General features: G+C 70.4%; 19 protein-coding genes and 1 pseudogene. 12 read left to right on the top strand and 8 right to left on the bottom strand.

The features are described from left to right. Positions 1 to 3 precede the first annotated feature (3 nt). Entirely contained in the window at positions 4 to 3,576 is a 3,573-nt protein-coding gene (locus AB0K08_RS01520) for a S8 family serine peptidase (RefSeq protein ID WP_363350949.1), read from the bottom strand. A 356-nt stretch (positions 3,577 to 3,932) separates the two neighbouring features. Between AB0K08_RS01520 and AB0K08_RS01515 the strand changes: the two genes are divergently transcribed. Next, positions 3,933 to 4,928, top strand: coding sequence for a 3-methyladenine DNA glycosylase (locus tag AB0K08_RS01515; RefSeq protein ID WP_363351836.1), 996 nt, complete (start codon positions 3,933 to 3,935; stop codon positions 4,926 to 4,928). After that, positions 4,925 to 5,953: a YdcF family protein gene (locus AB0K08_RS01510; RefSeq protein WP_363350947.1), complete on the top strand. Its 1,029-nt coding sequence runs from the start codon at positions 4,925 to 4,927 to the stop codon at positions 5,951 to 5,953. Before AB0K08_RS01515 ends, AB0K08_RS01510 begins: the two co-directional genes overlap by 4 nt. 65 nt (positions 5,954 to 6,018) lie before the next feature. On the opposite strand, the gene AB0K08_RS01505 is transcribed toward AB0K08_RS01510, so the two are convergent. Continuing rightward, positions 6,019 to 6,507: a YchJ family metal-binding protein gene (locus AB0K08_RS01505; protein WP_363350945.1), complete on the bottom strand. Its 489-nt coding sequence runs from the start codon at positions 6,505 to 6,507 to the stop codon at positions 6,019 to 6,021. Positions 6,508 to 6,587: 80 nt separating this feature from the next. On the opposite strand from AB0K08_RS01505, the gene purS reads away from it, so the two are divergent. Genes purS through purL form a run of 3 tightly spaced genes read left to right on the top strand, consistent with a single transcriptional unit; the run spans position 6,588 to position 10,047 of the window. Beyond that, on the top strand, positions 6,588 to 6,905 hold the full coding sequence (gene purS, locus AB0K08_RS01500; protein ID WP_363350943.1) for a phosphoribosylformylglycinamidine synthase subunit PurS: 318 nt from the start codon (positions 6,588 to 6,590) through the stop codon (positions 6,903 to 6,905). Beyond that, positions 6,905 to 7,729 (top strand): phosphoribosylformylglycinamidine synthase subunit PurQ, encoded by an 825-nt coding sequence (gene purQ, locus AB0K08_RS01495; protein ID WP_363350941.1) that lies wholly within the window; start codon positions 6,905 to 6,907, stop codon positions 7,727 to 7,729. The genes purS and purQ overlap by 1 nt, the downstream gene beginning before the upstream one ends. Then, positions 7,726 to 10,047 carry a phosphoribosylformylglycinamidine synthase subunit PurL gene (purL, locus tag AB0K08_RS01490; protein ID WP_363350939.1) on the top strand — a complete coding sequence of 774 codons (2,322 nt, stop codon included), beginning with the start codon at positions 7,726 to 7,728 and terminating at the stop codon, positions 10,045 to 10,047. Before purQ ends, purL begins: the two co-directional genes overlap by 4 nt. Here purL and AB0K08_RS01485 read toward each other — a convergent pair whose 3' ends face one another. Continuing rightward, positions 10,048 to 10,509 carry a nucleoside deaminase gene (locus tag AB0K08_RS01485; protein WP_363351834.1) on the bottom strand — a complete coding sequence of 154 codons (462 nt, stop codon included), beginning with the start codon at positions 10,507 to 10,509 and terminating at the stop codon, positions 10,048 to 10,050. Positions 10,510 to 10,578: 69 nt separating this feature from the next. Beyond that, a pseudogene (locus AB0K08_RS01480) lies at positions 10,579 to 10,890 on the bottom strand (DUF952 domain-containing protein); the annotation flags it as partial. A gap of 220 nt (positions 10,891 to 11,110) precedes the next feature. Between AB0K08_RS01480 and AB0K08_RS01475 the strand changes: the two are divergent. From AB0K08_RS01475 to fmdA, 3 genes are read left to right on the top strand one after another with little or no spacing between them, the layout of a single operon-like run. Beyond that, positions 11,111 to 11,764, top strand: coding sequence for an AmiS/UreI family transporter (locus AB0K08_RS01475; RefSeq protein ID WP_363350937.1), 654 nt, complete (start codon positions 11,111 to 11,113; stop codon positions 11,762 to 11,764). Next, positions 11,745 to 12,041, top strand: coding sequence for a zinc ribbon domain-containing protein (locus AB0K08_RS01470; RefSeq protein ID WP_363350935.1), 297 nt, complete (start codon positions 11,745 to 11,747; stop codon positions 12,039 to 12,041). Before AB0K08_RS01475 ends, AB0K08_RS01470 begins: the two co-directional genes overlap by 20 nt. A 30-nt stretch (positions 12,042 to 12,071) precedes the next feature. Beyond that, the gene (gene fmdA / locus AB0K08_RS01465; RefSeq protein ID WP_363350933.1) at positions 12,072 to 13,331 is read left to right on the top strand and encodes a formamidase; all 1,260 of its coding nucleotides are present in this window, start codon (positions 12,072 to 12,074) and stop codon (positions 13,329 to 13,331) included. A gap of 88 nt (positions 13,332 to 13,419) precedes the next feature. On the opposite strand, the gene AB0K08_RS01460 is transcribed toward fmdA, so the two are convergent. Continuing rightward, positions 13,420 to 13,740, bottom strand: coding sequence for a putative quinol monooxygenase (locus tag AB0K08_RS01460; RefSeq protein ID WP_363350930.1), 321 nt, complete (start codon positions 13,738 to 13,740; stop codon positions 13,420 to 13,422). Positions 13,741 to 13,800: 60 nt separating this feature from the next. On the opposite strand from AB0K08_RS01460, the gene AB0K08_RS01455 reads away from it, so the two are divergent. Next, complete coding sequence (locus AB0K08_RS01455) at positions 13,801 to 14,733, top strand: DUF1206 domain-containing protein (protein ID WP_363350928.1); 933 nt, start codon at positions 13,801 to 13,803, stop codon at positions 14,731 to 14,733. 22 nt (positions 14,734 to 14,755) lie between these two features. Here AB0K08_RS01455 and AB0K08_RS01450 read toward each other — a convergent pair whose 3' ends face one another. After that, complete coding sequence (locus AB0K08_RS01450) at positions 14,756 to 15,184, bottom strand: CoA-binding protein (RefSeq protein WP_363350926.1); 429 nt, start codon at positions 15,182 to 15,184, stop codon at positions 14,756 to 14,758. 101 nt (positions 15,185 to 15,285) lie between these two features. On the opposite strand from AB0K08_RS01450, the gene AB0K08_RS01445 reads away from it, so the two are divergent. Next, positions 15,286 to 16,797, top strand: a complete 1,512-nt coding sequence (locus tag AB0K08_RS01445; RefSeq protein WP_363350924.1) for an aldehyde dehydrogenase family protein — start codon at positions 15,286 to 15,288, stop codon at positions 16,795 to 16,797. Positions 16,798 to 16,867: 70 nt separating this feature from the next. Here AB0K08_RS01445 and AB0K08_RS01440 read toward each other — a convergent pair whose 3' ends face one another. Further along, positions 16,868 to 21,157 carry a LamG-like jellyroll fold domain-containing protein gene (locus tag AB0K08_RS01440; RefSeq protein ID WP_363350922.1) on the bottom strand — a complete coding sequence of 1,430 codons (4,290 nt, stop codon included), beginning with the start codon at positions 21,155 to 21,157 and terminating at the stop codon, positions 16,868 to 16,870. Between the two features lie 342 nt (positions 21,158 to 21,499). Between AB0K08_RS01440 and AB0K08_RS01435 the strand changes: the two genes are divergently transcribed. Both AB0K08_RS01435 and AB0K08_RS01430 read left to right on the top strand, forming a co-directional pair. Then, positions 21,500 to 24,289, top strand: a complete 2,790-nt coding sequence (locus tag AB0K08_RS01435; protein ID WP_363350920.1) for an HAD-IC family P-type ATPase — start codon at positions 21,500 to 21,502, stop codon at positions 24,287 to 24,289. Between the two features lie 115 nt (positions 24,290 to 24,404). Beyond that, positions 24,405 to 25,793 (top strand): NADP-dependent malic enzyme, encoded by a 1,389-nt coding sequence (locus AB0K08_RS01430; protein ID WP_363350918.1) that lies wholly within the window; start codon positions 24,405 to 24,407, stop codon positions 25,791 to 25,793. 23 nt (positions 25,794 to 25,816) lie between these two features. On the opposite strand, the gene AB0K08_RS01425 is transcribed toward AB0K08_RS01430, so the two are convergent. Beyond that, entirely contained in the window at positions 25,817 to 26,947 is a 1,131-nt protein-coding gene (locus AB0K08_RS01425) for a winged helix DNA-binding domain-containing protein (RefSeq protein WP_363350916.1), read from the bottom strand. Positions 26,948 to 26,987: the final 40 nt, after the last annotated feature.

Genomic DNA, 26,987 nt, shown 5'->3' with positions numbered 1-26,987 from the left:
CAGCTACTCACCGCCGACCACGCCGTCGGTGCGGAACATCAGCTCCGCGACCTCGCCGCGGGTGATGGGCTGATCGGGACGGAACGACCCGTCCGAGTAGCCCTTGGAGATCCCGTGGGACGCCATCCAGGTGATGGCGTCATAGGCGGCGTCGCTCTCCGGGACATCGGTGAACTCCGTCTCACCGGTGCCGTCCTCGGTGGGCTGCAGCGCGCGGTACACGAACGAGGCGAACTCGGCGCGCGTCACCTCCCGCAGGGGCTTGAACTCACCGTCCACGTAGCCCACGGAGATCTCTTCGGCCTGGGCCCAGGAGATCGGCTCGTAGAAGGTGTGGTCCTGCGGGACGTCCGGGAAGGTCTCACCCTCGGGCGTGAACTCCGGGTCCACGTACCGGTAGATGAAGGCCACGGACTCGCCACGCGAGATGTCCTTGTCCTTGCCGTAGCTGCCGTCGCTGTACCCCTCGGTGATCTCGTTGCACTGCATCCAGCGCACCGAGTCGTAGAACCGGGAGCCCGGATCGTTGTCCGTGAAGTCGTCGAACTCGCAGACCGGCGGGACATCGCCCTCGTCCACGGTCACGGAGACCGCGGTGCGGGTGCCCGGCGCCCACTCGACGAAGCCCTTCCAGATGCCCGGTGTCAGACCGGACCACTCGACCTCGACGTCCGTGGTCTCACCGTTCTGCACGGCCAGCGGGTCCGGGGTGACCGACAGGTTGCCCATGTCGCCCTCCAGCACCACCGTCTCCATGCTGGCCGGCACGGAGGCGCTGCCCGGTGAGGAGTACAGGTTCGAGATCGCGAAGTACGTCCCCGGCTCCGGGTCCGTCAGCACGAGTTCCTCGGAACCGGAGGCGGTGGCCTCCTGGATCACGTCGCCGGCCGGGGTGACCACGAACAGATCCCAGTCGGACTGCTCGTCCCCGGCCTGCAGGGACCAGGTCACGGACGTGGTGCCCTCGGTGATGACGGTCTCGGTCAGGTGGTTGGAGTCGTCGTCCCCGCCGTAGAGGCCGCCGGGGACCTTGCTGAAGTCCTCCAGCTCGGCCAGTCCCAGGCCCTCGACCTCGGGCTCGAGGGTTCCGGTGACCCCGGACTCGAGCTCGGTCTCGGCGGCACCGGAGGCACCCTCACCCTGGAGGGCGTCCTCGGCCAGCACGTCCACGGAGCGCACGGTCACCGGGGAGGTGACGGCGGTGGCGCCCGGACGGGCCAGCGTGAAGGAACCGTGGCTCCACACGTCCGCCTCGGCGTCGGTGCGGGTCAGGGTGATCTCCACCTCGGCGGACTCACCCTCCTGGAGGGACAGGGTCGCCGGGGAGGCGGTCACCTCGTAGCCGGGCACGGAGCCCTGGGCGGACCAGGTCCCCGTCTCGGTGGCGGTGACGGTGCGGGTCACGGTCGCGGCGCCCAGCAGGTCGTTGACCGCGATCGAGGGCACGTTGACGTCCCGGCCGGCGATGTCCCCCAGGATGAGGGCGTCCCACTGGCGGGCGTCGGCCTCGTAGACCAGTCCCGGGTTGACCATCGCAGCCGGGTCGGCAGAGCCGGCCCCGGTGGCGAAGTTGTCCGCGCTGGCCGAGCCGTCGGCGTTGAGGATGTCACCGGCGGAGGTCATCATGGCCGACTTCACGGCCATGGGCGACCAGTCCGGGTACTTGGCGCTCATCAGGGCAGCCATGCCGGCGAGGTTCGGCGCCGCCATGGAGGTGCCGGACATCAGGCCGTAGGAATCGCCGTTGTACATGGGATCCAGCGGGGAGACGCCGGCCAGGACGTTGACGCCCGGGGCGGCGACGTCCGGCTTGAGCAGCTCGGAGTCCACCGCGGTGGACGGCCCGCGCGAGGAGAACCCGGCGATCTGCGGGACGGGGACCGGATCCAGGTCCGTGGTGTCCCCGACCACGAGGGTGGCCTGCTGGTCTGTGGAGGCCACCAGGTCCTTGATGGTCTCGTCCGAGGTGTGCACGGTCGGCACCGAGTGCAGGTCCGCGTCCTCGGAGCCGCCACCGATGTTCACGAGCACCATGCCCACGCCACCGGCGCGCTCCACCTCGGCTGACTTCGCCACGCGGTCGTACACGCCGCGGTCACAGACCACGATCGTTCCCGCGGTGGCCACCGGGTCCAGGGCGCCCTCGGCGCACAGCCGGACGTCGTCCGCCGTCTTGCCGGCCACACCGACCTCACTGGCCAGCACGATGTCTGCCGGTCCGACGCCCTCGGTCATCGAGGAGACGCCGCGGAACTTCTTGCCATCCGGGAACTCGACGGTGCCCGAGAGCTCGTTGGAGAACGTGGACGCGGCCACCGAGGTCAGCCACGGCGCCGAGTGGTTGACCGTCTGGGCGGTCGGGCCGGAGTTGCCGGCGGAGGCGGAGACGAAGATCCCGGCCTCGGCCGCCGACTTGAAGGCCAGCGAGACGGGGTCGACCACCGAGTTGTTGGACCCGGAGATGGAGTAGTTCAGCACGTCCACGCCGTCCACGATGGCCTGCTCGATGGCGGCCACGGAGGAGGTGCCGTAGCACCCGCCGGTGTCCGGGTCCGTGTCCTCCCAGCAGATCTTGTAGACGGAGACCTTGGCCTCCGGGGCCACGCCGGAGCCCTCACCGTAGGAGGCGCCGCCGTTCATGATCTGGTCCACGCCGTGGTTGCCGGCCGCGGTGGTGGCGGTGTGGGTGCCGTGGGAGGAGATGTCGAGCGGGGAGAGCCGCTCGCGCGGGTCCCGGTTCTCCTCGGGCACGAAGGCCTCGAAGTCCTCGGAGTAGTAGCGGGCGGAGAGCACCTTGGAGTTGCACTCGTCCCCGGCGAAGTCCTCGCCGGCCTCACAGTCGCCGCGGAAGGTGGTGCCGTCGGCCTTGAGCATGGCGATCTGCCCGGAGGAGTCCAGGTAGGGCTCGCCGACCTGGGGCTGTCCGGACAACGGTGCCACCGGCTCGCCGGCCAGCATCTCCTGGTCCGGGTAGTAGCCGGTGTCGATGACGCCGACCACCACGCCCTGGCCGGCGCCCGCCACGCCGCCGAAGTGGTTGTTCCAGGCCCCGCCCGGGCCGGGCAGTCCGAGGAATTCGGTGGAGGAGTAGTCCGGCGCGTACTGCTGCACCTCGGAGACCCCCAGGACGCGGTCGTCCTTGGCCAGTTCGCGGGCCTGCTCGGCGGTGAGCTCGGAGACGAAGGCGTTCAGGGCGGTGGTGAAGTGACGCTCCACGGTCAGGCGTGAGCCCGCCGAGCTGGCCACCTCGAGCTGCTTGGCCGTCAGGTGGCTGCCGTACTTCTGGACCGCGGGCGCGTCCACGTCCAGGCCGCCGCCTTCGGTGGCGGTGGCTGCGAAGCCCGCCGTGCCACCGGTGTAGGTGGCCACCGGATCCTCCTTGAGGATCACGAAGTAGCGGCCGTCCTTGTACTCGGCACCGGCCTGCAGTGCCTGATCGATCGAGGGCGTCGAGACGCCCTCGGCCGGGGCCGCGACGGCCGGGATCGCCGCCAGAGGGGCGGCCAGCAATCCGATCCCCGCCAATGTGGCGGTCAAGGCCCGGCGTCGCCGGGCCATTCTGGGGTTCGTGGACATGAACCTCGCCTTTCCTCACCAAGGTGCGAGCCGGGCACGGTTGTGCCCGGCGAGTGGTCTCCGTGGTTGCGATCGGCCGCCGCGGTGTTCGGCCGACAGGACGCGAGACGGTGCGGAAGCCCTGGTGAGAGCGGTGCGAGTGATGACAACCACAAAGGTGGGATGACGGCAACTTACCCGAGCCGGACGGCCAACGGAAGGCCTGAAACACATCTTTTACACGAAGTGTCGCGCCCATCCTCCCAGACCGTCCGGGACTGCACGGGGAGGGCTCAGGACCGTACGCTGGTTGGGTGTCCCGTTTCGCCGCCACCACACCCCCGCCCCAGCGCTCCCCCGCGGGCCAGCCCCGGGTACTGCCCGAGGCCCAGTGGCGGTCCGCCGCCGAGGCCCACCGCGCGCGCATCGCCGCCTACACCGAGCCGCTGCGTCAGCTTCACGCGGCCGGGGTGCGGCATCCCGTGCACGACTTCCTGTTCTCCTACTACTCCCTCACCCCCGGCGCCCTGGAGCGCTGGCACCCGGGGGCCGGCACGGTGCTGGCCGCGGACCCCGGGCCCGACGCCGGCCCGGAACCCGGCGCTGGGAGGTCACCGGCCGCCGTCGGGCACCAGGACGGCGACCACCGGACCGGCGGGCCGGGCACCGGGGGCGGCTGGAAGTTCTACCGATGGGTCCAGCCACGCAGCGGACTCGAGGACGGCGGCTGGACGGTGGACGTCCCCGCCTTCGCGCAGCGCCGGGCCTCCATGATCGACTTCGCCGGACGCATCCTGGGCCTGACCGCGCAACGCCCCGCCCGGCTGGCGTGCTTCGGACTGCACGAGTGGGCCATGGCCTACCGCTCGGAGGTGCACGGGGTGCGTCACTCGACCGTGCCGCTGCGGCTCGGGGCGGAGGGGACCAATGAGGTGGTGGAGTCGCAGCGGATCGGCTGCTCCCACTTCGACGCCTTCCGCTTCTACGCCCCCGAGGCGGCGCCGCTGAACGCCCTCCAGCCCACGCGCGAGACTCAGGTGGACCTGGAGCAGCCGGGCTGCCTGCACGCCAACATGGACGTCTACAAGTGGGCCTACAAGTTGCTGCCCGCCATCGGCTCCGACCTCGTGGCCGACTGCTTCGAACTGGCCTGGCGGATCCGCACCATGGACATGCGGGCCTCCCCCTACGAGCTGGCGGACTGGGGGCTGGAGCCGATCCGGATCGAGACCCCGGCCGGACGCGCCGAGTACGTGCGGCTGCAACGGGGCTTCGCGGAGGAGGCCAACGGGCTGCGGGGCCGGCTGCTGGCCGAGCTGGAGACCGTGCGGGCGCTGGCCGGGACGGCGTGGACGGACGGGGACCCGCGGTGATCAGCGCGCTGCTCGCCCTCGGTTGCTGGCTGCTGTTCCGCCGCATGTGGCAGGCCGAGCCGCGGCGGCTGCGCACCGCCGCGCTGCTGCTGGTGGGCGCCTGGTTCGCCTGGGGCGCCGTGCTGGAGTTCGCCGCGTACTTCTCCCCGGAGCTGCAGTCGCTGATCGGCCTGGTGCTGCTGGCGCTGCCGTTCTCGGTGCTCGTGCTGGCCGGGTTCCTCATCCGCAACGGCTTCCAGATGGTGCGCCGGGAGGGTCGGAGCCTGGGCAACCTGCTCTCCCTGCTGGCGGGGGTCGCTCTGCTGGCGTTGCCCGTGGCGGCCTTCCTCCTGGCGGCGACGTTCCATCCCGTGGGGATCGGCGCGGCCGCCCTGGCCTTCTTCCTCTCCGCCCAGGTGGGGCTCTCCTTCCTGACGTTCCTGGTCTTCACGGTGGCCTATGCACGGCGCGGGCCCCGGTCCGGGGCGGATGCCGTGGTGGTGCTGGGCTCGGGCCTGGTGAACGGTGCGGTCTCGCCGTTGCTGGCCTCCCGGCTGGACCGCGGGCGGCGCGCGTGGGCGGCCCAGGGCGGCGGACTGCCGATGATCCCCTCCGGTGGGCAGGGGCCGGACGAGCCGCGCGCGGAGGCGGCCGCCATGGCTGAGTACCTCGCGGAGCACGGGGTCCCGGCGGACCGGGTGCTGCCGGAGGCCCGCTCGCGCACCACGGAGGAGAACCTGCGCCTCTCCCGGGCCGTGGCGGACGGGGCGCTGCCGGCCGGAGCCTCCCCCGGCCACCTGCTCGTGGCGACGAACAACTACCACGCGCCCCGGACCGCCCTGCTGTCTCGGCGGCTCGGCGTGGACGCGGACGTGGTGGGTGGCGGCACCGCCGGCTACTACGTGCCCAGCGCCTACCTGCGGGAGTTCGTGGCCGTCATGGTGATGAACCAGCGGACCCAGCTGGTGCTGGCGGTGCCCGGACTGCTGCTCACGGTCGGGGTGACCGTGCTGCTGGTGCTGAACCGGATCAACTCCGGCGCCTGACCCCTCCGGGCACGAAGTGACGTCGCCCCCACCGTTGTGACGAGGTCAGGTCACTTCGCGCCTAGTCAGGACACGTCACCGTCGCGGTAGAGCCACGTGCCCTGGCGGCGGACGAAGCGAGAGGTCTCGTGCTGGGCGTGCCGGCCCGCCGGGGTGCGGAAGTGGGCGGTGAAGGTGACCGCGCCGTCGTCGTCGAAGGGCCCGCCGCCCACGGTGGACTCCACCTCCAGCCGCACCCAGCCCAGGTCCGCGTCCGGCCCCTGCCCCGGGGCGTCCAGGGCCAGCTCCGCAGGCCGCGTCTCGGGCGCCCAGGTGGCCAGCAGGTAGGCCTCGGCCTGCGGCAGGTCCCCGGATGAGGCGAGCGCGAACGCTGAGTACCGCGACCGCATCAGGGCCTCGGCGGTGGGCGCGGCCAGCGTCCCGTCCGCGGTGAAGCGCCCGTGCCAGCGCCCGCAGCAGGAACCGTAGACGTCCCCTCCCCCGCAGGGGCAGCGCAGGGATTCCAGGGCGGGGTCCATGGCGGGGTTCGCGGGTGGATTCTGAGGCCGGGTCATGGTTTCAGCGTAGGCCGCTGGGGCGGGGCGGTCACCGCTAGACTGGACGGAGCCCTCACGCATACCACCGGGAGTCCTCCATGCCCACGATCGTCGTCGACGTCATGCCCAAGCCCGAGATCCTTGACCCGCAGGGCAAGGCCATCGCCGGCGCCCTGCCCCGCCTCGGCTTCACCGGCTTCACCGCGGTCCGCCAGGGCCGCCGGTTCGAGCTCACCGTGGACGGCGAGGTCACCGAGGAGGTGCTCGCCCAGGCACGCCAGGCCGCCGTGGACCTGCTCTCCAACCCCGTGATCGAGGACGTCGTCAACGTGGCCGTGCTCGCGGACCCCGGGGCACCCGGCGGGATAGGGCAGGCGGCGGAGGCCGTGCAGGCGGCCGAGGGCCAGGGCGCCTGATGACCGCACAGCACAATACAGCCGCCGAGCTGCCCCTGATCGGGGACTTCTCCACCGCCGGGCCCGTCCTCACCGGGGCGCGCATCGGCGTGGTCACCTTCCCCGGCACCCTGGATGACCGGGACGCCGCCCGCGCCGTGCGCCTGGCCGGCGGCGAGGCCGTGGCCCTGTGGCACGCCGAGGCGGACGGCGCGAAGGCCCTGTCCTCACTGGACGCCGTGATCATCCCCGGCGGATTCTCCTACGGCGACTACCTGCGCGCCGGAGCCATCGCCCGCTTCGCCCCGCTGATGGACGCCATCATCGCCGCGGCGGGTGGCGGCCTGCCGGTGCTCGGCATCTGCAACGGCTTCCAGATCCTCACCGAGTCCCACCTGTTGCCGGGCTCGATGATCAAGAACGAGCACCTGAAGTTCCTGTGCACGGACCAGGTGCTGCGCGTGGAGAACAACACCACCGCCTGGACCCGCGACTTCGCCGCCGGCGAGGAGATCACGGTGCCGCTGAAGAACCAGGACGGCCAGTACGTGGCCGATGAGAAGACCTTGGATGAGCTCGAGGGCGAGGGCCGGGTGGCCTTCCGCTACGTGGGCGTGAACCCGAACGGATCCCGCCGGGACATCGCCGGGATCACCAACGCCGCCGGCAACGTAGTGGGCCTGATGCCCCACCCGGAGCACGCCGTGGAACCCGGCTTCGGCCCGGACTCCCCCGCGGGCATGCGCCTGGGCACGGACGGGCTGGGCGTCTTCACGTCCGTGCTGGCGTCCCTTGCCGGGGGCGCCGGACACACTGCCGGAACGACTGCAGGAGGCAGCAAGTGACCGCTGAGACCACCGAGACCCGTCAGTTCAACATCGACACGGTTGAGCACGCCGCCGCCACCCCGGACACCGAGCTGCCCTGGGCCGAGCTCGGCCTGAAGCAGAACGAGTTCGAGGAGGTCGTGCGGATCCTCGGCCGCCGGCCCACCGCCGCCGAGCTCGCCATGTACTCCGTGATGTGGTCGGAGCACTGCTCCTACAAGTCCACCAAGGTGCACCTGCGCCAGTTCGGCGACAAGCTCACCGAGGACATGAAGAAGGACCTGATGGTCGGCATCGGCGAGAACGCCGGCGTGACGGACCTCGGGGACGGCTGGGCCGTGACCTTCAAGATCGAGTCCCACAACTCCCCCTCCTACGTGGAGCCCTACCAGGGTGCCGCCACCGGCATCGGCGGGATCGTCCGGGACATCATCTCGATGGGCGCCCGCCCGGTGGCCGTGATGGACCCGCTGCGCTTCGGGGCCATCGACCACGAGGACTCCCAGCGCGTGGTGCATGGCGTGGTGGCCGGGATCGGCGGCTACGGCAACTCCCTGGGCCTGCCGAACATCGGCGGCGAGACCGTCTTCGACCCCATCTACCAGGGCAACCCGCTCGTCAACGCCCTGGCCGTGGGCGTGCTGCGCCACGAGGACCTGCGTCTGGCCAACGCCTCCGGCGTGGGCAACAGGATCGTACTGTTCGGCGCCCGCACCGGCGGGGACGGGATCGGCGGCGCCTCCGTGCTGGCCTCCGAGTCCTTCGACGACACCAAGCCCTCCAAGCGTCCCGCCGTCCAGGTGGGCGACCCCTTCGCGGAGAAGGTGCTCATCGAGTGCTGCCTCGAGCTGTTCAAGAACTCCCTGGTGGAGGGCATCCAGGACCTCGGCGCCGCGGGCATCTCCTGTGCCACCTCCGAGCTGGCCTCCAACGGCGACGGCGGCATGCAGGTGGAGCTGACCGACGTGCTGCTGCGGGATCCCACCCTGACCCCGGGCGAGATCCTGATGTCCGAGTCCCAGGAACGCATGATGGCCGTGGTCTCCCCCGAGAACGTGGACGCCTTCGAGGAGGTCATGGCCACGTGGGGCGTGGAGTACTCCTGGCTCGGCGAGGTCACGGACACCAACCGCCTGGTCATCACGTGGGACGGCGAGACCATCGTGGACGTGGACCCGAAGACCGTGGCCCATGACGGCCCCGTCTACGACCGCCCGTACCACCGGCCGGAGCGGCAGGACGCCCTGGTGGCCGACCGCTTCCGGGACTCCGCCGCGGGATCCGGCCTGCCGTCGTCGGGCGATGACCTGCGCTCCGCCGTGCTGGAGCTGATGGCCAGCCCGAACATGTGCGACAAGTCCTGGATCACCAACCAGTACGACCGGTACGTGGGCGGCAACACCGCACTGGCCGCCCCGGACGACGCGGGCGTGATCCGCGTGGACGAGGAGACCGGGCTCGGGGTGGCCGTCGCCACCGACGCCAACGGCCGCTACGCCTACCTGGATCCCTACGCGGGCGCGCAACTGGCCCTGGCCGAGTCCTACCGGAACGTGGCCACCTCCGGCGCCATCCCGATGGCCGTCTCCGACTGCCTGAACTACGGCTCCCCCGAGGACCCGGAGGTCATGTGGCAGCTGGCCGAGGGCATCCGCGGACTCTCCGACGCCTGCCTCGAGCTCGGCATCCCTGTCACCGGCGGGAACGTCTCGCTGTACAACCAGACCGGCTCGAACCCGATCCACCCGACCCCGGTGGTGGCCACGCTCGGCAAGTTCGACGACGTGGCCCGGCGCACCCCCTCCGGTTTCCACGCCGAGGCGGACGGCCAGGCCGTCTACCTGATGGGCGTCACCGCCGACGAACTGGACGGCTCGGAGTTCGCCAACCTGCGCGGACACCTGGGCGGCGTGCCGCCGCGGGTGGATCTGCCTGCGGAGAAGCTGCTCGGCGACCTGCTGATCAACGCCTCCCGGGACGGCATGATCGACGCCGCCCACGACCTCTCCGAGGGCGGGCTCGCCGCCGCGCTGGCCGAGATGGTGCTGCGCTTCGGCGTGGGCACCCGCGTGAACCTGGAGGAGATCACCGAGCGGGACGGCGTGGACGCCTTCACCGCCCTGTTCTCCGAGTCGCAGGCCCGCGCCCTGGTGGCCGTGCCGCGCACCGAGGAGGTCCGCTTCAAGGACATGACCACCGCCCGCCGCTTCCCCGTGGCGCGGATCGGCGTGGTGGACGTGGCCTCGGAGGCGCTCGAGGTGCAGGACCAGTTCACCCTGCCGATCGAGGAGCTGCGTACCGCCTGGGCCGGGACCATGCCGCGGTACTTCGGCTGATCAATAGGCGGTGCGGTCCTCGTTCGCCTGCCAGGCCGTGAAGGGCTCCCCGGACCGCTCGGTGCGGCGCTGCAGCACCGGCATCAACTCCCGGCGCCCGGACTCGAAGTAGTCGTAGAACGCGGCGTCGTCGAAGCCGGCGGCCGCCGCGTCCCGACGGCTGGCCGCGAACACCACGCGGTCCGCCCGGGACCACAGGGCCGCGCCCAGGCACATGGGGCACGGCTCGCAACTGGCGTAGATCACGGCCCCGGCCAGGTCGAAGTCCCCGAGCCCGGCCCCGGCGGCCCGGATCGCCTCCACCTCGGCGTGGGCCGTGGGATCGTTGGTGGCCGTCACCTGGTTGGTCCCCTGGAAGACCTGCCCGTCCGGGGTCACCACCAGGGCGCCGAACGGCCCGCCGCCCGAGGTGGCGTTCGCCGTGGCGAGGTCGATCGCCCGTGCCAGGTGCGCCTCGTCCATCACCGAGTACGCGTCCGCTGCCTCGGTGCCGTCCCGGGTCGGCCGGTGGATCGGCACGACGTCGGCCACCGCGGCCACCGGGATCGGCCCACCGTACACGTGCGGGAACCACTCGCCGTCGGGCCTCTGGGGGTCTCCCGGCTCCAGGATGACCCGCAGCCCGGCGCGGTGCAGGGCCGCCGGGTCCAGCGTCAACAGCACGAGGGGTTCGGTGGCCTCGGCGTAGACGGCGGCCAGGACGGTGGCCACCTGGTCCGGGCCGTTGCTGGCATGCATGAAGCCGACCTGCTCGATGGAGGCTCCGCGCGTGGAGCGGTCGTAGAACCCCGCCTCCCGGGCGCGGGCCCAGTCCTCCGCCGCGGCGATGTGCTGGAACACCATGCGCACCAGTGTGACAGAGTGGTCCGGCGCGGGGTAGCGGACAGGTAGCGGGAGGGTCACAGCTGGATCTCGACTGGGTAGAGGTCACCAGACCTTGTTGCCGCATCACGGCCGGGCTACCTTGATCGTCATCACTCCCCCGCACCGGACCAGGCACCATATCCCCCCTCCCCCCATCCACTGATCGCTTGTTCACGGTGCGCGTCTCAAGGAGGTCGCCGTGGGCAGTGTTGGTCTCCTCTACGTTGGCGCAGTCCTGTTCATCAACGGATTGATGTTGCTGGGCAAGATCCCAGGCAAGGCTGCCGCCCCGATGAACTACTTCGTGGGTTTCATGCAGGTCATCTTCCCGACCCTGCTGATCCTCCAGTCCGAAGGCGATCCGGCCGTGGTGCTCGGCGCCTCCGGCCTCTACCTCTTCGGCTTCACCTACCTCTACGTGGCCCTCAACCAGACCTTCAACCTGGCCGGCGAGGGCCTGGGCTGGTTCTCCCTGTTCGTCGCCGTCGTGGCCGTGGTCATGGGGTACCTGAACTTCACCTCGGTCAATGATCCGGTCTTCGGAGCCATCTGGCTCATCTGGGCCGTGCTGTGGTTCATGTTCTTCCTGGTGCTCGGGCTGCGCAAGGACTCCCTGACGCGCACCACCGGGTGGTTCACCGTGATCGTGGCGCACCTGACTGGAACCATCCCCGCCCTGCTGCTGCTGACCGGGGAGTACCAGTCGGATTCCTTCTGGACCTGGGTGATGGGCGTCTGCGGTGTGCTCGCCCTCGCCGTCTCCGTGATGCTGGGCCGCCAGCAGGACACCCCCGCCGCCGAAACTCGACCACCCGAAACCCCACCGAGGAGGAATGCCCATGCCGCTGTATGAGTTCCGGTGCCCCGCCGGCACCACCATCGATGTCACATTCAGCATGGCAGCCGTGCCGGAGGCCGTGGACTGCCCGGACTGTGGCGCTGCGGCTGCACGTCAGATCAGCATCCCGAGGCTCTCCCGCAGTGGCTCCTCAGCGTTCCAACTCATGGACAGCACCCGGCGTAGCGCCGAATCGCCCGACGTGGTGACGTCCATTCCGGCGGAAGGTGGCCGGCCGGCTGCCTCCCGTCACACCTCCCACCCCCTGCACCAGAAGTTACCCCGGCCATAACGGGCCCTGACATCAAGGAAACGAAGCACCATGCCACAGAACATCTTTCCCCTGGATTCCAGTCGGAAGTTCGAGGACCAACAACAGCTCGGCCACAACCGGTGGCATCCCGAGGTCCCACCGATCGCCACGGTCAAGCCCGGAGACAGCTTCCGAGTCGACTGCCGCGAGTGGTTCGACGGGGCGATCGTCAACGACGACTCGGCCGAGGACATCCTCAACGCCCCGCTGCTCACGGTGCACAAGCTCTCCGGCCCGTTCGCCGTGGAGGGAGCCCAGCCCGGTGATCTGCTGATCGTGGACATCCTCGACGTCGGCCCCATCCCGCAGGAGGACAGCGGTCCCCTGGCCGGCCAGGGCTGGGGCTACACCGGCATCTTCTCCAAGAACAACGGCGGCGCTTTCCTGACCGACCAGTTCCCGGACGCCTACAAGGCGGTCTGGGACTTCAAGGGCCAGGTTGCCACCTCCCGGCACATCCCCGAGGTCTCCTACGAGGGGCTGATCCACCCCGGCCTGATGGGTACGGCGCCTTCGGCCGAGCTGCTGGCGAAGTGGAACAAGCGTGAGGGCGATCTGATCGCCACGGACCCGCACCGTGTCCCGCCCCTGGCCCTGCCGCCGGAGGCAGACCACGCCGTCCTCGGCGGGCTGGACCGGGGTGAATGGCAGCGCGTCGGCTCGGAGGCCGCGCGCACCGCACCGCCCCGGGAGAACGGCGGCAACCAGGACATCAAGAACCTGTCCAAGGGCAGCCGGATCTTCTACCCGGTGTTCGTGGACGGGGCGAACCTGTCCGTGGGGGATCTGCACTTCTCCCAGGGCGACGGTGAGATCACGTTCTGTGGCGCCATCGAGATGGGCGGGTTCATCGACCTGCACGTGGACCTGATCAAGGGCGGCATGGACACCTACGGCGTCCATGAGAACGCGATCTTCATGCCCGGCCGGGTAGAGCCGCAGTTCAGCGAGTGGCTAGCCTTCTCCGGCACCTCGGTCACCCTGGACGGTGAGCAGCGCTACCTGGACTCGCACCTGTCCTACCAGCGGGCCTGCCTGCACGCGATCGACTACCTGGTGAAGTTCGGCTACTCCCCCGAGCAGGCGTACCTGCTGCTGGGGGCCGCACCGATCGAGGGCCGACTCTCCGGGGTGGTGGACATCCCGAACTCCTGCTCCACGGTCTACCTGCCGACGGCGATGTTCGAGTTTGACGTCCGGCCCTCCTCGGCCGGGCCACACCAGATCGATCCGGGCATCGGAGCCCCACGGGCGGCCAACGCCGCCTGAGCAGTCGGAGCTCGCTCCGCTGCGTTTTCAGTCGACTTCGTGTGGGTGTTCGCAAAACACCCACACGAAATCGACTCAAAGCCAAGGGTCAGCTGATCTTCAGCTCGCCCATCTCGTCCCAGCCCTCGCCCTCGATCTGGCGGCTGATGATCTTCGGGGTGGCGGCGAGCGCCTCGCGCATGGCCTCCAGCCCGGCGGCGAAGTGCGCGCTGTTGACGTGAGTCTCGCCGGCGTCATCCTTGAACCCCTCCACGAGGACGAACTCGTTCGGGTCCTCCACGGAGCGGGACCACTCGAAGAAGAGGTTGCCCTCCTCCGCCCGGGTGGCCTCGGTGAAGGGGCGCACCATCTCCAGGAAACGCTCGGCGTACTCGGGCTTGACCTGCTGTTTCACGACGATGAAGATCATGGCCCCAGCCTAGCGGCCAGGACCTGCGCGGCGGGGCCCGCGGACGTATACCCTGCAGTCATGTCCCCGCACTCCACGCCGTCTCCCCATCCCTCGCCCGGCCCGCGGGCCTCCGGCGGACCGGACTCCTCCCGCCCGGCGGACCACATGGAGCAGACGGTGCGCCGGCATGGTCCGGACGCGGCGGCCGATGCCGTCCAGAAGGCCTCATCCCGCGCCGAGTCGGCCGCCCAACACCCCTGGTTCCGGACAGCGGCCCGGGCAGGACATGTCGCCAGCGGGGTGCTGCACGTGGTCATCGGCGCCATCGCGTGGAGTCTGGCCTTCGGCTCGGCGCCGGAGGATGCGGACCAGGGCGGGGCCATCCAGCTGCTGGCCTCCCATCCACTCGGCATGGTGCTGGTCTGGATCTGCGCGGCCGGCTGTGCCCTGCTGGGACTCTGGCACCTCAGTGAGGCGATCTGGGATCGTCAGTCTGCCGCGGACGGCGTCAAGGACCTGGGGAAGGCCGCGCTCTACGTGGCGATCGGGGTCTTGTTCACGGTGGCCGCCTTCGGCGGCGGCCAGGACTCCGGGCGGTCCACCAGTTCGCTGTCGGCGGCCCTCATGGGCCACCTCGCGGGAGCGGTCCTGCTGGTCGTCGCCGGGATCGCCGTGATCGGCATCGGCTGCTTCCACGTCTACAAGGGCCTCACCCAGCGGTTCATGGATGACCTGCGCGCGAGCAGCAGCCGGGAGGTCTCCCGGGCCATCCGGGTGGCCGGCACGATCGGCTATCCCGCGAAAGGCGTGGTGCTCGTCCTGGTGGGCCTGCTCTTCGTGGTGGCCACCGTCCAGCAGGACCCCGAGGAGGCCACCGGCATGGACGGCGCCCTCAAGGCACTACAAGACCAGCCGATGGGGCCGGTCCTGCTGGCCCTGGTGGGTGCCGGACTCATGGTGTTCGGCGTCTACTCCGTCATGCGTTCCCGCTACGAGGCCGACGACGCCTGACACCGGCTGACGGCCGCGGGTTTCAGCCCCGCAGGGACGCGTCGTTGCGAACCTCGATCACCGGGCAGGTGTCCATGACCACGTCCAGCCCCGCCTCGGCGGCCCGCTGCGCGGCGGCCTCGTCGATCACGCCGAGCTGCAGCCACACCGCCTTCGCCCCGACATCGATCGCCTGGTCCACGACCGCGCCGACCTTCTGCGAGTTCACGAAGCAGTCCACCACGTCGATCTGCCCCGGGACGTCCGCCAACTTCCGGTAGCCCGGTTCGCCGTGCACCTCCTGCCCGCCCAGGTTCACGGGGATGATCTCCATCCCCAGTTCGTCCCGCAGGAACTTCGAGACTCCCACCGCGGCGCGGCGGGGGTTCGGGGAGAGCCCGACGACGGCCCAGCGGGCCCCGCGGTCCGTCAACAGGGTGCGAATGGTCGCCGGATCGTTCACATGTGCCATAGATCCAACGTAGGCCCCCGTCACCGCAACCGCCAGGCCTGTGAGGGCCATCACTATCCCCATAGACTCTTGGTCATATCCCTTGAGTGAAAGGCCCACCCATGACCGAGTACCGTCTCCCCGACCACCTGCGCGAGGCGCAGCACTACATCAACGGCACGTCGACAACCGGCACCGGTTCCAGCACCATCCCCGTGCTGGACCCCGCGACGGCGCAGCAGGTCGCCACCGTTCCCGCCGGCACCACCGCAGACCTCGACGCCGCCGTGGGCGCCGCCCACGCCGCCTTCCGCAGCGGCGTCTGGTCACGGATCTCCGGCCGGGAGCGGTCCCGGGTGCTGATCCGAGTGGCCCAACTGTTCCGTGAACACGCCGAGGAGATCGCCCAGGTGGAGAGCCTGGACGTGGGCAAGCCGATCAGCCTGGCGCGTGCCGTGGACGTCAACACCGCCGCCGACACCTACGAATACGCGGCGTCCCTGGCCCAGAACCTGGACGGCGCGGTCCGGCGCGTCCCGCTGCCGGCCCACGCCTACACCCAGCGGGAGCCGCTCGGCGTGGTGGCGGCCATCACCCCGTTCAACTTCCCGCTCATCCTCTCCACCTCGAAGATCGCCATGGCCCTGGCCGCCGGGAACACCGTGGTGCACAAGCCGGCCGAGGACACCCCGCTCTCGGCATTGCTGACGGCTCGGCTGCTCAGCGAGGCAGGTGTCCCGGACGGCGTCTACAACGTGGTCACCGGCTACGGCTCGGACCTCGGCGACCACCTGACCGCCCACCCGCAGGTGGCGAAGGTGGCCTTCACCGGGTCCACCCAGACCGGGGCCCATGTGGCCGCCGTGGCCGGACAGGCGCTGCGCCCGGTCACCGCCGAGCTCGGGGGCAACGCCGCGAACATCATCTTTGCGGACGCCGATATGGCCCAGGCCGTGGAGACCTCCATTTCAGCCTTCGTCTTCAACACGGGCCAGTTCTGCATGGGCGGCCCCCGCCTGCTCGTGGAGCGGGCCGTCTACGACCAGTTCCTCGAGGCCCTGGCCGGCGCCGTGCCCCACGTGCCGTTCGGCGATCCGAAGGACCCGGGCACCGTCATCGGTCCCCTCGCGAACCGCCGCCAGCTCGAGAAGGTCACGGCCGCCGTCGAGCAGGCCAAGGCCTCCGGTGCGCGCGTGGTGACCGGTGGCGAGCCGGCCGAGATCAACGGCGGCTTCTTCTACCGCCCCACGGTCCTGGCCGACGTCGCGAACTCCGCCGAGGCCGTCCAGCAGGAGGTCTTCGGCCCGGTGCTCACCGTCCAGCCCTTCGACACTGAGCAGGAGGCGATCGAGCTGGCCAACAGCACCGACTACGGGCTGGCCTCCGGCATCCAGACGGGGAACATCTCCCGTGCGCACCGCGTGGCGGACGCCCTGGAGGCCGGCATCATCTGGGTCAACGCCTGGGGGATGCTCGATCCGGCGATGCCCTTCGGCGGAGTCAAGGCCTCCGGCTGGGGGCGGGAGAACGGCCCCGAGCAGATGGAGGCCTACACCCGGACCAAGTCCGTCATCATCGCTCTGGAGCCCGCCCCTGAGCAGGAAGCTTCCGGCCGGGCCGACAGCGCTTCCTGACCTCCAGCCGAACCCGACGTTTCGAGGGCAGAGATCACTGGTGATCTCTGCCCTCGAAGCCAGGCCGGGGTCAGCTCTGGTCGGCGCCCTCGGCTTGGGTGTCGAAGGCGTGCAGGATCACCGCGACCTCACCCCGGGTGATCTGACGATCCGCCCGGAACGAGCCATCGGTGTAGCCGGTCACCAGGCCGGACTCCTTGAGCCAGTTGACCGCCTCGAAGTGGGCGTTGGAGGAGTCCACGTCCTCGAACCCGGTCTCGGCGAACGAGCCCTCCGGATCCACCGCGCGGAACAGGAACGAGGCGAACTCACCACGGGTCACCTCACGGCCGGACTTGAACTCACCGTCGGAGTACCCCGAGGTGACCTCGTTCTGCCGCGCCCAGGAGATCGGCTCGTAGAAGGTGTGTGCCTCGCTGATGTCCGTGAACGGCACACCCTCCGCGCCGAACTCCGGCTGCAGGTACCGGAAGATGAACGCCAGCGACTCACCACGGGAGATGTCACGGTCCTTGCGGTACGTGTTGTCCGAGTAGCCCTCGGTGAGTCCGTTCTCCTGCATCCACCGCACCGGCTCGAAGAACCGGCTCCCCGGCTGGTTGTCCGCGAAGTCCTCGATCACCGGGGCGGCCTCCACCACCACGGCGCGGGACGCGACCGACTGGTTGCCGTTGGCGTCCTGGACCACATAGCTCAGCACGTAGGTACCCGCGGTGGTCGTGTCCACGGAGCCCATCACCTGGACCGCCCCCGTGACGTCACCGTCCACATTGTCCGTGGCCGAGACGCCGGCCATCGGGTCGAAGGCGTCCCCCACCTGGACGGTGGCCTGACCCGGCACGGTCAGTTCGGGAGCCACCGTGTCCGTGCCCGCATCGGTCGCGGTGAACACACCCATCTGGCCGGTCTCGCCGGCCTCCAGCTCGTCACCGGTTTCCGCGTCGCGGCTGGTCACGTACCAGGCGTAGGTCTCGCCCGCGGCCAGCCCGGACCACTCCACCGACGCCGGCCAGCCCGATTTCGCGGTCGCCTCGCCGATCACCTCGTCCGTCGGGGTGGTGACCATGACCTGCTCCGTGGCGAAGGAGGTCTTGCGGGTCTCCAGCTGGATCGGCAGGCGGGTGTCGTCCTCGGTGCCGTTGTACCGCCCGCGGTCGTCATACTCGGTGGCCCCGAAGTTCTCCAGCAGCGGCGAGTAGGTGTCCACGATCAGCTCGGAGTTGTCCACATCGAACTGCAGCATCCGGAAGAAGCTGGAGCCGAACTGGAGCATGTCCTGAGGGTTGCGGCCGTCGATGCCGGTCAGGCCGAGCTCCTCGGCGGACACCGTGTAGAACTGGTAGTCGGCCAGCAGCTCGACGACGTTGTTGCCCTCGATGCCGACGTCCTTGCGGATGTCGATGCTCACGCCGTGCTCGTGGCCGGAGAGCGCCAGGAAGACGTTGCTGTGCTTCTGCAGCAGGCCCTCGTCGATCTTGGCGCCGTCATGGGAGAAGGTGGCGCCGCGGCCGTCCGGGCTGGTGCTCGGCTTCCGCTGGGCGTGGGTCATGATCATGGCGTTGCGGTCCTTGTACTCGTCCAGGACGCCGCTGGCCCACTCGATCTCCTCGTCGGTGACGTCGTAGCCCAGGTACACGGCGATGAAGTCCAGACCGCCGGCAGAGAACAGGTCATAGTGGTTCTGGTTGTCGCCGGGCTGCCACGGGGTGTAGGTGGCATTGGCGTCCTTCCAGCCCTGGGTCTGTTCCAGCGCCTCGTAGCGATCCGGGTGGAAGTAGTCGTTGTAGAGGCTGTCAGCGCCGATGTCCATGCCGGAACGGTTGTCATGGTTGCCCGGAAGCACGCCGTTCGGGATCTCAGACTCATCGAGGATCCGGTGTGCCTCGGACACGAACTCGAACTCCTCGACCGCGATCTCGCGGTAGGCCTCCTCATCGGCGCGCGGGGTGCCGGTGTGCCAGTTCTCCATGATGTCGCCGGTATGGGCGACGTACTCGATCTTCCTCTCCTCCGCGTTGTCCACGATCCACTCCACGATCGAGGTGTAGGAGTCGGCCCACACGGCCTTCTGCTCCTCGGAGTAGGCGTCCTCCGCAGCACCCTCGGCGAGGTACTGGGTATCGGTGAAGTGGGCGATCGAGAAGTCGTAGTCCTCGGGGTCCGCGAAGGAGTCGCCGACCTCGTTCTGAAGGTCGTCGGCGAAGGGGTCCTCGCCCAGCACGAGCACGGAGGCCTTGCCGTCCGCGTTGAGGTGCTCCTCGCCCAGCTCGCCGGAGAGCACGAGCTCGCTCTCGCCCAGTCCGCGGCCGGTGGCGACCTCGTCCCAGGTCTCCGCGGCGGTGTTCCAGACCAGCAGGTTCGCCTGGCGGGCCGGGTCCACGGTGCCGGCCCAGCGCACCGACTGGCCCTCGGCGGCCTCGCCGACCTGCACGTCGAAGCGCTGGAAGGGGATCTCGCCCGGTGCGGCGGAGAGGCTGTCCCCGCCGCCGTCCAGCTGCTCCTCACCGGTGTACTCGAAGTCCAGGGTCTCCGGGGTACCGGAGAGCAGGCCCTGGAAACCGCCCTCGGCGAGGTCCGCCTGGCCGGCGTAGAAGGTGGAGGTGACGTCGCCGCCGTCGGGGTTCTCAGCCCGCGCCGAGAGGGTGACGGTGCCGTCACCCTGGCCGGTCTCGGTGCCGCCGCCCACCGGGATGGACCCGGACGTGAAGGTGATGGTCTCGGAGATCGGGGTGCCGAACACTGTCTTGCCCTCGATGCCGATGACGTGCTCACCGGCCGCCATGCCGGAGCCGATGACCTGGCCCGGTTCGATCGGATCGCCGTCCAGGGTGTACGTGGTGCCGGCGGCCACGAGGCCGGGGCGGTCCCACTCGAGGGCGAACTCGGTGGCGCGGGTCAGCTCCGAGCCGGCCGCGGGGGTGGACCCCGTCAGCGTGGCCTCCTGCTGGCGCAGGTCCCCGATGGAGGCGATGTTCAGGGCGGCGGCCTGCTGTGCGTCCAGGGCCTCACTGTAGACACGGGCCGAGGCGACGGTGGAGGTGGAGTGGAACTGCGCACCGCTCTTGGAGGAGTCGGCGCCGATCACCAGGTTGTGGGCGCCGGAGTCCGACGGCCAGGTCATCTCGGTTCCGACCGTCTCGACCTCGGCCGCCAGCTCGCCGTTGACGTACAGCTTCGCGGTCTGGCTGCCGCCGTCGAAGACCGCCACAGCGTGGTACCACTCGTTCGGCTCGATCTCGACGCCGATGTTCTGGTAGTTGCCCGTGTGGAGTTCGAAGGTCAGCTTGTCCTCGAACATCGCGACGGCGAAGCCCCCCGCCTCCTTGTTGGCGCACAGGTTCGCCTGGCCGCTCCCCGGGAAGTCACCGTTGTAGCGGAAGGCGCACTCCACGGAGAACGAGTCGGTCATGGTGGCGTACTGCTCGCCGAAGGGAAAGAGCAGGGCGTCGTCGCCGTCGAAGGTCGCGGCCGGGCGGCCCAGCGCCGGGTCCTCCTCGATCACCGGATCGCCGGATTCCGTGGCCGGCAGATCCTGGGCGCGGTCGGCGGACGTGCCGTCCGCGAAGTCGATGTCGAGGACGTCGGCCGAGGGAGCCTCGACGTCCACAGCGAACTCGGTGTTCAGCGCGGCGACCTGCTCGGCCGAGGCGGGGGCGCTGTACAGGCGGGCCGCGTCGACCGTGACCTCGGCGTGCTGGCCCGGCTCGAAGTTCGGACCGCTGTCCGCGCCGATCACCATATGCCGGGCGGTCTCGTTCGGCGGCACGGTCATCTGGCCCGTGGCCTCGGTCTCGCCGACCAGCTCCCCGTCGAGGTAGAACCTGACGGTCTGTCCATCGAAGACGCCGGCCGCGTGATACCAGCGGTCTGACTCGATGTCGACCGCGACCTTCCGGTAGCCGCCGTTGTGGACCATGAACCCGGCTTGGTCATCCTGGACGAACATCGCGAATCCGCCGGCTTCCTTGTTGCCGCAGAAGGTGTCCTCGCCGGAGGTGGCCGCGGTGCGCTTGAAGTTGCACTCCACGGTGAAGCCGTCCACGAGCTGCTCGTAGTCCGTGGTCTCCAGCGGATAGGAGAAGGCCGAGGAGCCGTCGAAGTCGGCCACGCCGCGGGCCAGGGTGCCGTCCACGGAGATGGTCGGTTCGCCGAAGGTGCTGACCTCCCGGCCCTGGGCCGCATCCTCAGGGGTGCCGTCCTCGAAGTCGACGTCCAGCAGGTCGGCGGCCGGGGTGGCCACGGCAGCCTGGACGGCCGGGGCGATGGGTGCCGCGGTGGCGGCCACCGGCATGAGGGCGCCGGTGGAGGTCAGCCCGACGGACAGGGCGAGTACGGCAAGGGGGAGTCGTTTGGCAGTCATGATCCATTCTTCTGTTGAACGTGATGCGCACCCTTCAGGTGCGTGATGACCTGCACAAACTATGGGCATCCCCTGAACGCCCGGCCTCAACCGGGTGAACGGCTCGGACCCGGGCCGTGAACCCCCCGGTCAGCCCCTGATCCGGCTCTCCACGGAGCCACCCCGGAACCACCCCGGAGCCACCCCTGAGAATGACCCGGAACGGTCCCGGAATACGCCCCGGGAGTGACGCCCCGGCCCCATCAGACCAGTACGTTGATCGCTGTACAGGGGAAACGCACCACACACCGGCCGGTCCGGCGGCTCACGCCGTCCCGGGTACCGCGTCCTTCAGGGAGAATCATGAGCATGGTGGAGACCGCCGCCGAGTCGGCCAGCGAGGGCGCCGGCCGTACCGCTGCCCCGGACCATCCGGCCGATCCGCAGCACCCGGACCACCAGCGCCACCTGCACCTGCACCGCCGGGGCCACGCGCCGCTGAGCCGGCCGGACGACGAGGTCCTGCGGACCATTGGACTGGACGGGGCCGCCGTCGCGCTCCGCGAGGGCAAACACCTCGTCAACCGGCAGCCGCGGGATACCTCCCGGTCTCTCTGGACCATCCTGCGCGTGCACATCCTGACGCTGTTCAACCTCGCGATCGCCGCCTGCGCGGCCTCGATCATCCTGCTGGGCCGCTGGTTCGACCTCGTCTTCTGCCTGGCTGCCGTGGCCAACGTGGTCATCGGCGTCATCCAGGAGTACACGGCCAAGCGCAAGCTGGACGCGATCGCCCTGCTCCACCAGGACGCGGCCCGCGTGCTGCGGGACGGCGTCGAGGGGCCCGTCCATCTCGAGGACATCGTGCTCGACGATGCCGTGGTGTTGCGCCGTGGCGACCAGGTCCCCGCCGACGGGGTGGTGCTCTCCGCCGACGGCCTGGACATCGACGAGTCCCTGTTGACCGGTGAGTCCGACGCGGTGGGCAAGCGCCCGGGCGACCCGGTGCTCTCCGGCTCCGCGGTGCTGTCCGGGACGGGGCTGGTGCGGGTCACGGCGGTCGGCGCGGACTCCCATGCCTCCCAGCTGGCCATCGAGGCCCGCCGCTTCGCCAAGGTGCCCTCCGAGCTCCGCGGCGCCCTGGACACGGTGGCGAAGTGGCTGACCATCGCCCTGGTGCCGATCGTCGCGCTGATCGTCAACGGCCAGGTCCAGGCGGTCGGCGGCTGGGCCCGGGCCCTGGAGGACGGGGTGCTCGAGCCGGCCGTGGTGGCCTCGGTGGCCGCGATCACCTCGATGATCCCCCAGGGCCTGGCCCTGATGACCACGATCTCCTTCGCCGTGGCCGCCCTCAAGCTGGCACGGGAGGAGGTACTCATCCAGGAACAGCCGGCCGTCGAGATCCTCGCCCGCGTGGACACCGTCTGCCTGGACAAGACCGGCACGCTCACGGAGGGCCGGATCGTCTTCGACCAGGCGACGTTCCTCACCGAGGCCCCCGGCCTGCGGGATGCCGGATCCCAGGTCCTGGCCTGGTTCGGCGGGGACCCCAACGCCAACCCCACCGCGCTGGCCCTCGCCGCCCCCTTCACCGCGCCGCCCGCCCAGGCGCCCACCGCCCAGGTGGCCTTCTCCTCGGAGCGGCGCTGGTCCGCCGTCGCCTTCGGTCCCCTCCCCCACCGCCGGCCGCACCCTCCGCAGCCGGCCGGGCAGCGCCTGGAGCACGACGGCGGCGCCCACCTCGGCCCCGCGGGCCCGCCGGATGCGGTGGCCGGCGCCTGGGTCCTGGGTGCCCCGGAGGCCCTGCTCCCGGCCGCCGGATGCGCCGCCGGTACCCGGGAACGGGTCGAGCGGCTGTGCGCCGAGACCACGAGCCGGGGGCTGCGCACCATGGTGCTGTGCCGGTCGCGCCGGCCGGCCGGGGACGAGACCTGGTTCGGCGGCGGCGACGATGGCGGTGGCGGTGGCGGTGGCGTGACGCTGCCGCCGGTGCTGGAACCCGTGGCGCTGCTGACCTTCCGGGAGAAGGTCCGCGACGACGCCCGGGACACCCTGGAGTACTTCCGCGCGCAGGACGTGGCGCTGAAGGTGATCTCCGGGGACCACCCCCGCACCGTGGCCGCGGTGGCCCGGGAGGTCGGGTTGCCCGTCACGGGGGACGGCTATGACGCACGGGAGCTGCCGGAGGATCCGGAGGAGCGCCGGGCGGTGTTGGCCGAGCACTCCGTGTTCGGGCGGGTCTCCCCCGAGCAGAAGAAGGGCATGGTGGTGGCGCTGCAGGAGTCCGGCCACGTCGTCGCCATGACCGGGGACGGCATCAACGACGCCCTGGCGCTGAAGACCGCAGACCTGGGGATCGCGATGGGCAACGGCGCGCCGGCCACCAAGGCCGTCTCCCGGATGGTGCTGCTGGACAGCCGATTCTCCCGGCTGCCGAAGGTGCTCGCGGAGGGCCGTCAGGTGATCGCCAACATGGAGCAGCTGGCGCACCTGTACCTGACGAAGACCGCCTACGCCGTGCTGTTCGGCGTGGTCTTCTCCCTGCTGGCCTGGCAGTATCCACTGCTGCCGCGCCAGGCCTCCACCGTGGACTTCCTGATGATCGGGCTGCCCACGTTCTTCCTCGCGCTCGTGCCCAACCAGCGGCGCTACGTCCCCGGCTTCCTCGGCCGGGCCCTGCGGTTCGCCCTGCCCTCGGGCGTGGTCATCCTGGCCGGGATGCTGGCCGTCAACGGCTATGCGCGCTGGTTCGCCGGGTTCACCGGGGGCGCCGAGTCCGTGGGCGTCGCGAGTGCCGCGGGCGAGGTCTCCCTGCAGCAGGTCCAGACGGCCTCCGTCATCACCCTGACCCTGATGGGCCTGTGGGTGCTGAACCTGATCTCCCGGCCGATGACGCGGTTCAAGCTGACGCTGGTGGCCTCCATGTACGTGCTGCTGATGCTGGTGCTGCTCATCCCGGCCTCCCGGACCTTCCACCAGTTCGAGCTGCCGCCGCCGGACCTGGCCGTGGCCGCCGTGGGCATCGGGGCCGTGGCGTGCCTGCTGCTGGAGGGCATCCACCAGTTCCACCGGCGCCGGCATGCGGTGACGGGTGCGGTGTCGGGTGGGCATGCGGTGACGGCGGAGCATGCGCGGCCCAACGTTACGCCGTGAACTGGGGGGTAGTTTCCCCCCGCCGATACACTCAGGATCGTTGTTGGCCGCGAAGGTGGCCACGAAGGCAATCGGGCCAGTGCCCGGTAGGATCCCCAATCCAAGGAGCATCCCCATGGCAGCACCCAGCCCCGGTTACTCGATCACCCTGCAGGTCGAGACCCCCGTGTCCTTCACGGCCACCACCGACCTCGCCGCCGCGGTGGCCGCCACCGGCGCGGCCGTGACCGCCCTGGACGTGGTCGAGTCCCACCACAGCTCCATGATCGTGGCCGTCAGCTGCGACACCGTGGACGTGGGCCACGCCGAGACCGTCCGCACCGCCGTGGAAGCCCTCGAGGGCGTCACCGTCCACGAGATCACGGACCGCACCTTCCAGCTCCATGAGGGCGGCAAGATCGAGACCACCCTGCGTGTGCCGCTGCGCACCCGCAATGACCTCTCCCGGGCCTACACGCCCGGCGTGGCCCGCGTCTGCAAGGCCATCGCCGAGGACAAGGAGCTGGCCCGCCAGTTCACGATCAAGAAGAACACCGTGGCCGTGGTCACGGACGGCACCGCCGTGCTGGGCCTCGGGGACATCGGCCCGGAGGCCGCCATGCCGGTGATGGAGGGCAAGGCCGCCCTGTTCAAGCAGTTCGCCGGCGTGGATGCCTGGCCCGTGGCCCTGGACACCACGGACACCGAGGAGATCATCTCCATCGTCAAGGCCATCGCCCCGGCCTACGGCGGCATCAACCTCGAGGACATCTCCGCCCCGCGCTGCTTCGAGATCGAGGCCCGCCTGCGGGAGGAGCTGGACATCCCGGTCTTCCACGATGACCAGCACGGCACCGCGATCGTGGTCCAGGCCGCCCTGACCAACGCGTTGAAGCTCACCGGCAAGAAGATCGAGGACGTCAAGATCGTGGTGGCCGGCGTCGGCGCGGCCGGCACCGCCATCATCCGGCTGCTGATGGCCTCCGGCGCCCGTCACATCGTGGCCTCCGGACGCTCGGGCATCATCGAGCGCGGCTCCCAGCACAGCGACTCCAACCGCCAGTGGCTGGCCGACAACACGAACGAGGAGGCCTTCTCCGGCTCCCTCAAGGAGGCCGTGGCCGGGCGCGACGTCTTCATCGGCGTCTCCGCCCCCAACCTGCTGGACGAGGCGGATGTGGCCACCATGAACGAGGACTCGATCATCTTCGCCATGTCCAACCCGGACCCGGAGGTCCACCCGGAGATCGCCTCGAAGTACGCCGCGATCGTGGCCACCGGACGCTCCGACTTCCCGAACCAGATCAACAACGTGCTGGCCTTCCCCGGCTTCTTCCGCGGCCTGCTGGACGCCGGCGCCTCGGACATCACGGACGAGATGCTCGTGGTGGCCGCCCGGGCCATCGCCGAGACCATCACGGATGAGGAGCTCAACCCGAGCTTCATCATCCCCTCGGTCTTCGATCCCGAGGTCTCGGTCCGCGTGGCCGACGCCGTGGCGCAGGTGGCCACACCCCGCGGCTGAGACCCCCGCGTCCGTGCCCCGGTTCAGCCCGGCAACCCCGCGCTGAGCCGGGGGATCGCGTTCGCCACCGGTGACGGCAGCGTCCCGAAGGGGTCCACCTCGACCGGTTCGTGGCGACGCGTGGACCGCTTCCAGGTCCCCACGGCGTGGCCCCGGTGCAGCACGGTGCCCTTGAACACGCCGTTCCCGCCGGGCACCACCCGGGCCTCCTCCGCCGTCGTCAACACGGCGGAACGGTCCTGGTAGCCCAACACGATCTCGTCGAACCCGGGCAGCAGCAGCGGTGCGGCGGTGGCCCGGGCCCGGTCCGCATAGCGGTCCGGCAGTCCGGCGGCCATCCAGTGCTCCCGGCCGCCGACGTCGGCCCCCTCCAGCTGGTCCGGCGCCTCACCAAGGATCTCGCGCAGGGCGGCGCGGGCCTGGGTCTTGCCCAGCTTGGACCACCAGCAGAAGTCCTCGAGGGTGGCCGGCCCGTGGGATCGCAGATAGCGCAGCAGCAGCTCGCGCAGCGCCTCGTCCCGGGTGCGCGCGGGCCGGGCAGCTGCGGTGGGGGCGCGGGCACCGATCCATTCCTGAACCAGCACGATCCGCTGCTGCTTGCCCTCGGTGGGTCCGAAGCACAGCACCCCGGTCAGGGCCAGGTAGAAGATCAGGTGGTAGCCGCGGCCGGACTCCACCGGGATCCCGCCCCGCGTCCAGGCCTCCAGCAACCCCGTGCGAGTCAGCCCGGTGCCGGCGAGCTCCCGGACGGCGATGGTCTCTGCGGCGCTCAGCGTGGCCTGGTCCAGGCCGAGTTCTCCGCGCCGACGGCCCGTGGCGGCGAGCATCTTCGGGGCGGTGAGGTCCAGGATCCACCCGAGGTCCTCGGACGCCACCACGAACAACGTGCCGCGCATCGGCCAGGACCGGACGAGGAGGCCGGCGTCATACGCCTGCCGGACGGCCGCCGTCGTGCCCCTGTTCGTGCCGCCGGCGGTACCGCCGGGCCCATCGGAGCCGGAACGCAGCGCCAGGGAGACGGTGGACCCGGGATGGTCCTGGCCCTGCGTGCAGGTCAGGGACCGAGCGGCCTCCGCGGGGGTGGGCCAGGGCTCGACCAGTCCCTGGGCGAGCAGGCGCATCCGGGCCACGACCTCCGGGGTGAGTGCGGGCATGATGCCTCCTTCGCTGGGGACAGTGTGCCACGGGCGGCCG

Origin of the sequence: Citricoccus sp. NPDC055426 (assembly GCF_040677445.1) — a bacterium.
In the GTDB taxonomy this organism is placed as follows: Bacteria; Actinomycetota; Actinomycetes; order Actinomycetales; family Micrococcaceae; genus Citricoccus.
The sequence above is the reverse complement of the archived record's forward strand: the minus strand, read 5'-3'. Positions and strand labels throughout refer to the sequence as shown.